Below are 12,378 nucleotides of genomic sequence, written 5' to 3'. Positions count from 1 at the left end.
GCCAACAACAAGACCTATGACGGCAACCGCACTGGCTCTGGTAACGTGACGCTGAACGGCGTGGTGGCGGGCGATGATGTCGGCACGGCGGGCACCACCTTCACCTTTGCCGACAAGAACGCCGGCAATGGCAAGACGGTGACGATCGCCGGTACCACGCTGACAGGCGCTGATGCGGGCAACTATACGCTTACCGTGCCGGGGACCGCACTCGCCGACATTCTGCGTGCGGCTTTGACGGCGAACGTGGCAGTCAACGCCAAGACCTATGACGGCGATCGCACGGGCACTGGCACAGTGACGCTGAACGGCGTGATCGCGGGCGACACGGTCGGCACCACCGGTACGACCTTCACCTTCGCCGACAAGAATGCCGGCACCGGCAAGACGGTGACGATTGCGGGCACGACGCTAACCGGCGCCGATGCGGGCAACTATGCGCTGACCGTGCCGGCAACCGCGCTCGGCGATATCCTCCGTGCAGCGCTCACGGCCAATGTGCGGGTGAACGCGAAGACCTATGACGGGAACCGCACCGGATCGGGCAGTGTGACGCTGAACGGCGTCGTGACGGGCGACACGGTCGGGACCAGCGGCACGACCTTCACCTTTGCCGACAAGAATGCGGGCACCGGCAAGACCGTCACCATCGCCGGCACGACACTGACCGGCGCCGATGCGGGCAACTATACGCTAACCGTGCCTGCAACCGCGCTGGGTGACATTCTGCGTGCGGTCCTAACCGCCAGTGTACGGGTCGATACCAAAATCTATGATGGCACGCGGACCGGCACCGGCATCGTGACGCTGAATGGTGTTGTGGCGGGCGATACGGTTGGCGCCACCGGCACCACCTTCACCTTTGCCGACAAGAATGCTGGCACAGGCAAGACGGTGACGATTGCCGGGACCAACCTAACCGGGGCGGATGCTCGCAACTATACGCTGACTGTGCCGGCAACCGCGCTGGGGGACATTTTGCGCGCGGCGCTCACGGCCAATGTGCGGGTGAATGCGAAGACTTATGACGGCAATCGCACGGGCACTGGCACCGTGACGCTGAACGGCGTGATCGCGGGCGACACGGTCGGCACTACCGGTACGACCTTCACCTTCGCCGACAAGAATGCCGGGACCGGCAAGACGGTTACCATCGCAGGCACGACACTGACCGGCGCCGATGCGGGCAACTATACGTTGACCGTGCCGGCGACGGCGCTCGGCGATATCCTCCGTGCGGTGCTGACCGCCAATGTGACCGTCAACGCCAAGACCTATGACGGCAATCGCACCGGCTCCGGCACGGTCACGCTGAACGGCGTGGTCGCAGGCGATACGGTCGGCACCAGCGGCACAAGCTTCACCTTTGCCAGCGCCAATGCGGGCACGGGGATCAACGTTGCGGTAGCCGGCACCACGCTGACCGGGGCGGATGCGGGCAATTACGTCCTGACCGCGCCGACCGTGGCGACCGGGACGATCCTGCGCCGGGCGCTGACGGTGACCGCCGACGATCTCAGCAAGCCGCAGGGCACGGTCGATCCGGTGCTGACCTTCCGCCTGACCAACGGCATGCTGGTTGCTGGCGACAGCCTGACCGGCGCGCTGACGCGGGCAGCGGGCGAACTGCCGGGGATTTACGGCATTACCATTGGCACGCTGGCGGCGAGCCCGAATTACACGCTTACCTTCGTGCCGGGCAGCTTCACCATCAACCGGGTGGGCGACACGCCGCAGCAGCAGGTGCAGGTGCTGCAGGGGATCACGCCGCCGAATGGCATCACGGTGCCGTCGCTTGAGATCGTGCAGCCGGTGGTCCTGCCATCGCTTGGTCTGTGCGCCGGCCAGTCGAGCTGCTCGGCACCGGGACGGTAAGCAGGCGCGCGCGGCTCACGCCGGCAGGGTGCTGAGCCGCGCCAGATCCTCGGGCGTGTCGATATCGACAAGCGTATCGGCAGGCGCCGGCACGCGGATACCGCCGCGGATCAGCGCGCGGCCGCCTTCGTCGCCCTTCACCCCCATCAGATCGGCAAAGCGCCCGGCGGCGAACAGCGCGGGCGGGCTGGTGCGGTCGCCATCGGCGGAGGCGACGACATCATCGGCGGTTCGCGCGGCCTGGAGCAGCCGGCTGACATGGCCGGCGGAAATACGCGGCATGTCGGCCAGCACGATCAGCGCAGCGGCGGCCCCTGCCTCGCGCGCGGCGGCGGCGCCCAGCCGTACCGAGGCCGACAGTCCGTCCTCCGGCGCGGGGTTCAGGATCGGGCGATAACCCCAGGCAGCAAAGTCGATCGCGGTGCCGGAGACCACCGCCACCCGGCCGAGAAACGCGATCGGCGCGAGCGCATCGACGGCGTGGCGGGCGAGCGGCTTGCCCGCCAGCATGGCGGCGAGCTTGTCGGCATCGCCAAAGCGGGTCGAGCGGCCCGCCGCCAGCAGCACCAGCAGGGTGCGGCTAGCCGCGACCATGAAAGGCCTGCACCATCGCCGCCGCGATCGACAGCGCGATTTCGGCGGGGCCGACCGCGCCGATATCGAGACCGACCGGCGCGTCGATCCGGGCAATCGCCGCGTCGTCCAGGCCGGCCGCCTGCAGCCGCTCGACCCGTGCGGCATGGCTGCGGCGCGAGCCGAGCGCACCGACATAGCCGGCGCCGGAGGAAAGCGCGGCGATCAGCGCCGGATCGTCGATCTTGATGTCATGGCTCAGGGTGACGACCGCGCTGGCCGGGTCGGGGCGCAGCGCCGTGATGGCGTCATCGGGCCAGCGATCATCGAGCGCGACGCCGGGAAAACGTTCCTCGGTCAGGAACCGGGCGCGCGGATCGATCACCGTCACCGCGATCCCCAGTTCGCGGGCGAGGCCGGCCAGCGCCTGGGCGATCTGCACCGCGCCGACGATGATCAGCCGGCGGGGTGGGGGGTAATGGTTGACGAAGGCGCCATCCATCACGCCGGGGGTGGTGCGGTAACTAGACAGTTCCGTGGATACTGAAAAAACCGTGCCTTGCTGTCTCGCTTCCTCGATTAAGTCAAATATCTCAAATGGATAGCCTGAATCGGCGACCGGCTGCACCAGCACCTCTATCTCGCCGCCACAGGGCAGGCCCACTTCCCAGGCTGCGGCATCGGCCACGCCATAGCGCTTCAATTGCGCCGGTTCGCCGGCAATAACGGCCGCAGCGGTGGCCAGAATGTCGCTTTCGACGCAACCGCCGGAGACCGATCCTTCGAACCGGCCGTCCTCATGCACCAGCATATGGCTGCCGCGCGGGCGAGGGGCCGAGCCCCAGGTGGACACCACCGTGGCGAGCGCCAGCCGGGCGCCCTTCCACTGGCGCGCGGCGGCGAGCACGCTGTCATTATCGGCCACCGCGCTACACCGCCGGCAGGTGCGGCAGGATATGGTCGAGCGTCATCGGCCATTCGCGCGCCCGCGCGCCGCACGCATTGTAAACGGCGTTGGTCACCGCCGCGCCGACGCCCGAAATGCCGAGTTCCCCCAGCCCCTTGGCACCCACGGGGCTGGCATGGGGGTCGATCTCCTCGATGAAATAGGCCTCGATCTGCGGCACATCGGCGTTCACCGGGATGTGATATTCGCCAAGGTCGCGGTTGACATAGGCGCCGGTGCGCGGGTCGAGGATGGCGGCTTCGTGGAGGGCATAGCCCAGCCCCCAGATCATGCCGCCAATCGCCTGGCTGCGCGCGGTCTTGGCGTTCAGCACGCGTCCGCAATCGAACACGCCCAGCAGCCGGCGCACGCGCACCTCGCCAGACACCGCATGCACCGCCACTTCGGCGAATTGCGCGCCAAAGGTGCCCTGGCTCCAGCTGCGCGAATTGCTGCCGGGGCGCAGTACGCCCATCGCCTCCACCGGCGCATCGCCGACCAGCTCGCCAATCGGCACGCGGCGGTTACCGGCAATGGCGTGGCCGTCCTTCAGCGTCATTTCGGCCGGCGCCGCGCCCATCCGCCGGGCCAGTTCGGCGACCAGATCCTCGCACGCCAGCATCACCGAAGACGCGCTGGAGGCCGCCCCGAACGACCCGCCCGAGCCGGCACCGGCGGGATCGCGCGAATCGCCCAGCCGCACCCGCACCCGCTCCACCGGCAGGCCCAGCGCCTCCGCCGCCACCTGCGCCAATATGGTATAGGTGCCGGTGCCGATATCGGTCATGTCGGTTTCGATCTCGGCCAGCCCCGCCGGGGTCAGCCGCACCCGCGCCATGCTGTCGGCCAGAAAATTCACCCGCGCCGCCGTTGCCATGCCCATGCCGATCAGCCAGTCGCCCTCGCGCACCGTGCCCGGCGTCGGCACCCGGCGCTCCCAGCCGAAGCGGCGGGCACCCTCGTCATAACAATCGATCAGGCGGCGGGTGGAAAAGGGCTTTCCCGTCATCGGGTCGGTCGCCGGTTCGTTCGCCTTGCGCAGCGCGACCGGGTCCATCCCCAGCCGCTCGGCCAGCTCATCGAGCGCGGTTTCCAGCGCCATCATCCCCACCGCCTCGCCCGGCGCGCGCACCGCGCCGGCGGGCGTCACGTTCAGCTTGGCAATGCGGGTGGTGAAGCGGCGATTGGGCGCGGCATACAGCGACAGCGCCCCCAGCGCGACGGGCTCGAAAAAGCCATAGCCGGTCTTCTGGCTGACCAGACTGTCCTGCGCGAGGGCGGTCAGCACGCCGTCGCGGGTGGCGGCCAGCTGCACCCGCTGGTGCGTGTCCGACCGGCCATAGACGCTGTGGAACAGCTGTTGCCGGGTCAACTGCACCTTCACCGGGCGGCCGACATGCTGTGCCGCAATCGCCGCCAGCACGGTTTCTGCGCCGCCGATCTTCCCGCCAAAGCCGCCGCCAATATAGGGGGAGAGGACATGGATCTTCTCGGCCGGCATCTCCAGCGAGGCGGCAAGCACCGGCACGAAGGCGCGCATGATCTGGATCGCGCCATAAAGCGTCAACTCGTCGCCATGCCAGCTGGCGACGGCGGCGTGCGGCTCCATCGCGGCATGCACCTGATAGGGGGTGGCATAATGCTGGTCGATCGCGACTTCCGCCGCCGCCATCGCCGCATCGACATCGCCCTTGGCCAGATTGGGCAGCATCGCGCCCTCCGGCGGGTCTTGCGCGGTCGCGGCACCGGCGCGCGTGTCATAGCGGCCTTTTACCGGCAGATAGTCCACCCGCACCGCCAGCGCCGCCGCGCGTGCCGCCTCGAAGCTGTCGGCCACCGCCACGCCCAGTATCTGGCCATAGCTTTCCAGCGTGCCGTCGGCGCGCGGCATGCGTGGCTGGCGGATGATGGGGGATTCGCTGGGCAGGCGGGGATCGTCGGTAATGATCGCGATCACGCCGGGCAGCGCGGCCGCTGCGCTCGTGTCAATCGCGCGCACGGTGCCGGCGGCGATGGTGGCGGTGATGGCATAGCCATAGGCCATCTTGCCGTCGGGCTTGTGCTCGGCGGCATAGAGCGCGGCGCCAGTGACCTTGGCGACGCCGTCGATCCGGTCGATGGGCTTGCCGAGCACGCCCTGCACGCCGCGGTCGAGCGCCGACGGCCCGAAATCCTGGTCCATGCGGAAGTCGACCATATCAGCCCTCCGTCAGCTGGGTGAGCGCGGCGATCAGCACGCGGCGCGCCAGCGGCACCTTGAAGTCATTATGGCCCTGCGGCCGCGCGTCCGCCAGCAGCGCGTCGGCGGCGGCGGCAAAGCTTGCCGGGGTGGCGGGCTGGCCGATCAGCGCGGCCTCTACCGCCGGGGATCGCCACGGCACCGGGGCCAGGCCGCCAAAGGCCAGCCGCGCCGCCGTGATCGTGCCGCCTTCCGCTGCCACGACAGCGCCGACCGACACCAGCGCAAAGGCATAGGAGGCACGGTCGCGCACCTTGCGATAAAGCTGGCGCCCCGGCGGCGGCGCGGGCAGCGCGACATGGGTGATCAGCTCGCCCGGCAACAGGCTGTGCTCGTGCTGCGGCGTGTCGCCGGGCAGGCGATAGAGCGCCGCCAGCGGCAGCCGCCGTTCCCCGTCCGGCCCCAGTAGGTGCAGCTCGGCATCGAGCGCCGCCAGCGCCACCGCCATGTCGCTGGGGTGGGTGGCAATGCAGTCGTCACTCGCGCCCAGGATGGCGTGGATGCGGTTGAAACCGCCCTGCGCGTTGCAGCCGGAACCCGGCACGCGCTTGTTGCAGGGGGCAGCGCCATCATAGAAATAATAACAGCGCGTGCGCTGGAGCAGGTTGCCGCCAATGCTCGCCTTGTTGCGCAGCTGCGCCGACGCGCCCGACAGCAGCGCGCGCGCCAGCAGCGGATAATGCGCACGCACCAGCGGGTGGGCGGCCACATCGGCATTGGTCGCGGTCGCGCCGATCACCAGCCCGCCACCCCGCGCCTCGATCCCCGCCAGGTCGAGCCGGCTGATGTCAATGAGCGCCTCGGGCGTTTCGATCTGCAGCTTCATCAGGTCGAGCAGATTGGTGCCGCCGGCAATGAAGCGCGCGCCGGGGGTGAAGGCGGCAACCGCCTCGGCCGGGGTGGCGGGGCGGTGATAGGTGAAGCTCTTCATGCCGCCGGGCCAAGCTGCGCGACCTCGGCAATCGCGTCGACGATGTTGGGATAGGCCGAACAGCGGCACAGATTGCCGCTCATCCGTTCCGAAATCTCCGCTTCGGTCAGCGTCACCGAGTCGAGATTGTCGCTGGCATGGCTCGCCATGCCGGCGGCGACTTCGGCCAGCATGCCGACCGCCGACATGATCTGCCCCGGCGTGCAATAGCCGCACTGGAAACCGTCATGCCTGATGAAGGCGGCCTGCATGGGGTGCAGCCGGTCGCCATCGGCCAGCCCCTCGATGGTGGTGATCTCGTCGTCCTGATGCATCACCGCCAGCGTCAGGCAGGCATTGATGCGCCGGCCGTTCACCAGCACCGTGCACGCGCCGCACTGGCCATGGTCGCAGCCCTTCTTGGTGCCGGTCAGCCCCAGATGATCGCGCAGCACATCGAGCAGCGAGGCGCGAATGTCGGGATCGGCCACATGGGCCTGACCATTTACGATGAATTGCATGGCGTAACCCCCAGGAACATGGCGACACGCGAACGGCGAGGCGCTAGATTTGGGGCCTGGCGATCGAGAGGGCAAGCCGTGCGTTGGATTTTCCTGGGCGGGCTACTGGCGGCGGCGGCCGCGCTGGGGCAGAGCGGGGCGATGAGCCAACCCCCGGCCACCGATCCCCCGGCCCGCGCGCCGATCATCATCGCGCATCGCGGCGCCAGCGGCGAGCGGCCCGAACATACGCTGGCCGCCTATGATCTGGCGATCCGCCAGGGCGCCGACTTCATCGAGCCCGATCTGGTGCTGACCAAGGACGGCGTGTTCGTCGCCCGGCACGAGAATGACATCACCGGCACCACCGACGTTGCCGCCCACCCCGAATTCGCCGCGCGCAAGGTGACGAAGGTGATCGACGGCGAAAGCCATACCGGCTGGTTTACCGAGGATTTCACGCTCGCCGAGCTGAAGACCCTGCGCGCGCGCGAACGGCTGCCCCAGCTGCGCCCCGGCAATGCCGCTTATGACGGCCAGTTCGAGGTGCCCACGCTCGCCGAGATCATCGCGCTCGCCAAGCGCCGCACGGCGGAGACCGGGCGGATCATCGGCATCTATCCCGAAACCAAGCATCCCAGCTATTTCGCCTCGATCGGCCTGCCGATGGAGGAAAAGCTCGCCGCCGAGCTGAAGGCCGCCGGGTGGGACAGCGCGGCCGCGCCCGTGTTCATCCAGTCGTTCGAGGTGAACAACCTCAAAAAGCTGAAAAGCCTGACCGGGGTGCGCCTCATCCAGCTGATGGATGCAAGCGGCGGCCCGGCCGACCAGGCGGTGGCGAGCTATGCGGAGATGGCCACCCCCGCCGGCCTGCGCGCGGTCGCCCGCTATGCCTGGGGCATCGGCCCCAACAAGGCGATGATCTGGCGCGGCACTGGCCCCGTCTCGCCGCTGGTGGCGGAGGCGCACCGCGCCGGGCTCGGCGTCCATCCCTGGACGTTCCGGGCCGAAAACGCCTTCCTCCCCGCGATCTTCCAGCGCGGCCGCGCGCCCGCCGACCGGGGCCGGCTGGCCGAGGAAATCACCGTCTATCTGGATGCGGGCGTCGATGGCTTCTTCACCGATTTTCCCGCGCTGGGCGTCGCCACCCGCAACGCGCGGCGGTAAAGTTACCGATGCGGGACAATCCGCAGCGATTGGTGATCGCGCGCTAACTTGCTATATTGGCGCCATGAACACCGCCACTTATGAAACCCATGTGCTGAGCGCACCGCCCGAGGGCGCCGGCCCCGACTGGCTGATCCCGCAGGGCTGGGAGCAGTATAGCGCCGAGGAACATGGCGTGTGGGACACGCTGTTCGCGCGGCAGGCGGCGCTGCTGCCGGGCCGGGCCTCGCGCGCGTTCCTGCACGGGCTGGACCTGCTCAAGCTGTCCGACGGCGGCATCCCCAATTTCGAGGAGCTTTCGGCGCGGCTGATGCGCCGCACCGGGTGGCAGGTGGTGGCGGTGCCCGGCCTGGTGCCCGATGACGTGTTTTTCGATCACCTCGCCAACCGGCGTTTCGTGGCGGGCAATTTCATCCGCCGCGCCGACCAGCTCGACTATCTGCAGGAGCCGGACGTTTTTCACGACGTGTTCGGCCATGTGCCGCTGCTCGCCGACCCCGTGTTCGCCGATTATCTGGCCGCCTATGGCCGGGGCGGCCAGCGCGCGCTGCAGCTGGGCGGTGCGCGCTATCTGAAGAACCTCGCGCGGCTTTACTGGTACACGGTCGAGTTCGGCCTGGTCGAGGAGGAGGGGGGCTTGCGCATCTATGGCGCGGGCATCGTTTCGTCGAAGGGCGAAAGCATCTTCTCGCTCGACGACCCCAGCCCCAATCGCATCGGCTTCGACCTGAAGCGGGTGATGCGCACCGAATATCGCATCGACGATTATCAGCAGAATTACTTCGTCATCCCCAGCTTCGACGAATTGCTGCGCGTGACGGTGGAAACCGACTTCGCCCCGCTCTACGCCGAAATCGCCAGCGCGGACGATATCCGGATTGCGGAGATCGTCGACGGCGACCGGGTGATTACCCGGGGTACGCAGGATTATGCCAAGAGCAAGGGTGGCGTGGCGGTGCTGGCGTGAGAGTGCACCCCGGCACAATTGATAGCAGCCGCGATTGAGCCCCATTCTCCCCTCCCGCCTGCGGGAGGTGCCGGGGGTGGGCGGCAACCCCGGCTTCAAAGAACAGGCCCAGCCCAAACCCCTCCCGCTTGCGGGAGGGGCTTATGTGTGCGGCTGGCTTTGGACCGCTACCACCGCTCCGCCCCGGCCGGCACGGTCACGCGAAGCTCCCGCACGCGCGCGCGTGCCCGTTTCCTGAGCCGCAGGATCGTCCAGTCGCCCAGCACCAGCCGTTCGGCCACGCGGCAGCCCTGGCGGCGATAGGCGGCGGCGACGGCGTCGGCCTGGCTGGTCAGCAGCCCGGCCAGCACGATCTGCGCGCCCGGCGCCGCGATTGCCGCAAAGCTCGGCGCAAAGTCGATCAGCGGCGCGGCCAGGATGTTGGCGATCACCAGATCATAGGGCGCGCGGGCAAGGACCAGCGCGCTCGCCACGCCATCGGCGACGCCCAGCGCCAGCTCGCCCGCGCGCAGGCCCAGCGGCACTGCGTTGGTGCCGGCATTTTCCGCGCTCATGTCGATGGCGACGGGGTCGATATCGGTCGCGGTCGCCTGTGCGCGCGGCCACAGGTGCATCGCGGCAAAGGCGAGCAGCCCGGTGCCGGTGCCCAGATCGATGAGATTGCGCACCCGGCCGCCGCGCCGGCGGATCGCGTCCAGCATCATCAGGCAGCCGGCGGTGGTTTCGTGGTGGCCGGTGCCGAATGCGCGGCTCGCCTCGATCCGGAAGGCGCGCACGCCCGGCGGCACGGCATTGCCATGCGCGCTGGTGTGGACGAAGAAGCGCCCGGCGCGCACCGGTTCCAGCCCGGCCTGGCTGAGCGTCACCCAGTCGGCATCGGGCAGCTTTTCCGCCCGCGCCTTCACCCCGGCGGCCGACGGCACCAGCGCGCGCACCGCCGCAATCGCAGCGGCGGCCGGCTTGCCCTCGAAATAGGCGTCGAGCCGCCAGTCGAGCGGATCGTCGGGCGTGCCCTCGGTCGCCATCAGCACCGGCGGCGGCTCCAGCCCCGGATCGGCCGCGCCGCTGGTGATCGCTTCGGCCTCTGCCCGGGTGCAGGGCAGGGTGAGTTTCCAGCTGGTCATCCGCCCGTCTCCTTCGCCAGTCGCGCGTTCAGCCCTGCCGCCGCCGCGTTGGCATAGCGGCGGCAGGCGCTAGGCGCGCCCAGCGGCTGCGCGCCGGTCAGCCGCCCGGCAAGATCGCTCGCGTCCGGGTGCGGGGTGAACAGCATGTCGCAGCGAAGCGCCGCCACCCTGGCGATCGTGGCGCGAAAGGTGGCGACGAGCGCGGGATGATCGCTGAAGCGATAGCCATCTGCGGAGACCGCGCTCAGGCTGTCGGCATAGACGATGGTGCGGCAATCCGCCCCGGCGCAGCTGCGCCACGACCAGCTGGTGCTGCCCGGGCTATGGCCGGGCGTCGCATGGGCGGTCAGCACGACGGGGCCGACCCGAAGTACCTCTCCATCGCGGACCAGCCGGTCAACCCTCACCCCGGCGAAGGGCGGCAACAGGCCGGCCTGGGGATCGCCCGCATCGGGTCTGCCGCTTTCCAGCGCGGCCCTGGCCTCGGCCCGCGCGGCGACCCGCGCACCAGTCAGCCGCCGGAGCGTGGCAAGGCCGCCGGCGTGATCGACATGCTCATGGCTGTTCAGGATCAGCCGCACGTCGCGCAGGCGATAGCCCAGGCGTTCGATGTTGCGCGCAATTGCGGGCGCGGCGTTGGCAGTGGCGCCGTCGATCAGCACATGCCCCTTCGGCCCGGTGATCAGCAGCGCGGTGATGCCGCAGCTGCCGACATAGGCAACATTGCCGAACAGCCGCACCGGCGGTGCGGGGTCGCCCCACCCGTCCTTGCCCCTGCACGCGTCGAGCCAGGCCCGCGCCTCGGCAGTGGCAGCCCTGGGGGCCGGTGCCGCGCCGATCAGCAGGAGCGCGGCGCCGATCCGCCAGCTAGCGGACATAGCTGGCGCCGTTCACGTCGAGCACGGCGCCGGTCATCGAGGGCGGCGCCTCCAGCGCGCAGAAGCGGGCCATCACCGCCACTTCGGCCGGGTCTGCCACCTTGCCCAGTGGAATGTCGGCGAGCAGCTTGTTGCCGCCGCGGCTGGCCAGATAATCCTCGGCCATCCCGGTCATGGTGAAGCCGGGGCAGATGGCAAAGGCATAGATGCCGTCGCGCGCATAGCCGCGGGCAATCGTCTTGGTCATCGCCACCATACCGGCTTTGGAGGCGGCATAATGCCAATGGTCGGGCGAATCGCCGCGATAGGCGGCCCGGCTGGCGATGTTGACGATCCGCCCGCCGCGCCCCTGCGCGCGCCAGTGGCGCACCGCGTGGCGGCACAGTTCGGCCGACGCGGTCAGGTTCACGTGCATCGTGCGTGCCCAGCCGGCGGCCCAGTCGGCATCGTCGGCGTCGATCGGATTGGCCTCGAACACGCCGGCATTGTTGATCAGCACGTCGACATCGCCCAGCGCGGCGAGGGCTGCCTGCCAGAGCGCTGCGGGGGCACCGGCCTCGGCGAAATCGGCGGCGATCAGGCCGGGTGCGGCGCGCGTCGCCTGCGCGGCAAGGGCAATGCCCGGCTGGTCCAGCGCGGTGCGGATGGCAGCGCCAATGCCACGGCTGGCGCCGGTCAACAGGATGCGGATCATGCCCGCCGTGCTAGGCGCGTGGCGCCCGGCGCGCAACCGGCGGGTGGGGTGGGTTTGATCAGGCGGTGCCGGCCCGCTCAGTCATCTGGCGGTTCCAGCCCGCTCCCCCACCCGACCACCCATCAGGATACACTCGTGGGTGGTCGGGTGGGGGAGCGGGCCGGTGCCGGTCATGCGCCAATCAGCGCATGACTAAATCAGCTTACGCCGCGACCTTGGAGATGAATTCGTCGGCGCTGGACTTCAGGGTTGCCAGCCGCGTGTCGAACGCGTCGAAGCCGTGGCCGACGCGGTCGATCTGGGTCGCGACATTTTCGGTGTCCTCGCGGATCGCGGTGATCGTCTGCGACATCGAATCGGCGGCCAGCGCGGTCTCGTCGACGCTGGCGGTGATCGCGGTCACGGTCTGCGCCTGGGTTTCCATGGCGGTGCGGATCTTTTCGGCCGATTGCTGCACCTCGGCGACGGTCGCGCGGATCGACGCGTTGGTTTCCACGGTCGAGCG

General features: G+C 69.2%; 11 protein-coding genes and 1 pseudogene. 3 read left to right on the top strand and 9 right to left on the bottom strand.

What is annotated here, in order from left to right:
- On the top strand, positions 1-1,875 hold a 1,875-nt coding region (locus K2Y03_RS11765; RefSeq protein ID WP_294090879.1), incomplete at its 5' end, for a YDG domain-containing protein.
- 15 nt (positions 1,876-1,890) lie between these two features.
- Here K2Y03_RS11765 and K2Y03_RS11760 read toward each other — a convergent pair.
- From K2Y03_RS11760 to K2Y03_RS11740, 5 genes are read right to left on the bottom strand one after another with little or no spacing between them, the layout of a single operon-like run.
- A complete protein-coding gene (locus K2Y03_RS11760) occupies positions 1,891-2,469 on the bottom strand; it encodes an NTP transferase domain-containing protein (RefSeq protein ID WP_294090878.1) in 579 nt (192 codons plus the stop codon).
- Positions 2,456-3,373: an XdhC family protein gene (locus K2Y03_RS11755; protein WP_294090877.1), complete on the bottom strand. Its 918-nt coding sequence runs from the start codon at positions 3,371-3,373 to the stop codon at positions 2,456-2,458. The genes K2Y03_RS11760 and K2Y03_RS11755 overlap by 14 nt, the downstream gene beginning before the upstream one ends.
- A 4-nt stretch (positions 3,374-3,377) precedes the next feature.
- Positions 3,378-5,591, bottom strand: a complete 2,214-nt coding sequence (locus K2Y03_RS11750; RefSeq protein ID WP_294090876.1) for a xanthine dehydrogenase family protein molybdopterin-binding subunit — start codon at positions 5,589-5,591, stop codon at positions 3,378-3,380.
- A gap of 1 nt (position 5,592) precedes the next feature.
- Positions 5,593-6,564: a xanthine dehydrogenase family protein subunit M gene (locus K2Y03_RS11745; RefSeq protein WP_294090875.1), complete on the bottom strand. Its 972-nt coding sequence runs from the start codon at positions 6,562-6,564 to the stop codon at positions 5,593-5,595.
- Positions 6,561-7,064, bottom strand: a complete 504-nt coding sequence (locus K2Y03_RS11740; protein WP_294090874.1) for a 2Fe-2S iron-sulfur cluster-binding protein — start codon at positions 7,062-7,064, stop codon at positions 6,561-6,563. Before K2Y03_RS11740 ends, K2Y03_RS11745 begins: the two co-directional genes overlap by 4 nt.
- A 141-nt stretch (positions 7,065-7,205) precedes the next feature.
- Between K2Y03_RS11740 and K2Y03_RS11735 the strand changes: the two genes are divergently transcribed.
- Positions 7,206-8,210, top strand: a complete 1,005-nt coding sequence (locus K2Y03_RS11735; RefSeq protein ID WP_294090881.1) for a glycerophosphodiester phosphodiesterase — start codon at positions 7,206-7,208, stop codon at positions 8,208-8,210.
- A 64-nt stretch (positions 8,211-8,274) separates the two neighbouring features.
- Positions 8,275-9,177, top strand: coding sequence for a phenylalanine 4-monooxygenase (gene phhA / locus K2Y03_RS11730; protein ID WP_294090872.1), 903 nt, complete (start codon positions 8,275-8,277; stop codon positions 9,175-9,177).
- Positions 9,178-9,344: 167 nt separating this feature from the next.
- On the opposite strand, the gene K2Y03_RS11725 is transcribed toward phhA, so the two are convergent.
- The 4 genes and pseudogenes from K2Y03_RS11725 to K2Y03_RS11710 form a co-directional block, all read right to left on the bottom strand.
- Positions 9,345-10,301, bottom strand: a complete 957-nt coding sequence (locus K2Y03_RS11725) for a 50S ribosomal protein L11 methyltransferase (protein ID WP_294090871.1) — start codon at positions 10,299-10,301, stop codon at positions 9,345-9,347.
- Positions 10,298-11,179 carry a subclass B3 metallo-beta-lactamase gene (gene bla, locus K2Y03_RS11720; RefSeq protein ID WP_294090870.1) on the bottom strand — a complete coding sequence of 294 codons (882 nt, stop codon included), beginning with the start codon at positions 11,177-11,179 and terminating at the stop codon, positions 10,298-10,300. Before bla ends, K2Y03_RS11725 begins: the two co-directional genes overlap by 4 nt.
- On the bottom strand, positions 11,169-11,873 hold the full coding sequence (locus tag K2Y03_RS11715; protein ID WP_294090869.1) for an SDR family NAD(P)-dependent oxidoreductase: 705 nt from the start codon (positions 11,871-11,873) through the stop codon (positions 11,169-11,171). Before K2Y03_RS11715 ends, bla begins: the two co-directional genes overlap by 11 nt.
- A gap of 202 nt (positions 11,874-12,075) precedes the next feature.
- Positions 12,076-12,378 (bottom strand): annotated as a pseudogene (locus tag K2Y03_RS11710) (chemotaxis protein); the annotation flags it as partial.

The organism is Sphingomonas sp., assembly GCF_019746015.1.
In the GTDB taxonomy this organism is placed as follows: Bacteria; Pseudomonadota; Alphaproteobacteria; order Sphingomonadales; family Sphingomonadaceae; genus Sphingomonas.
The sequence above is the reverse complement of the archived record's forward strand: the minus strand, read 5'-3'. Positions and strand labels throughout refer to the sequence as shown.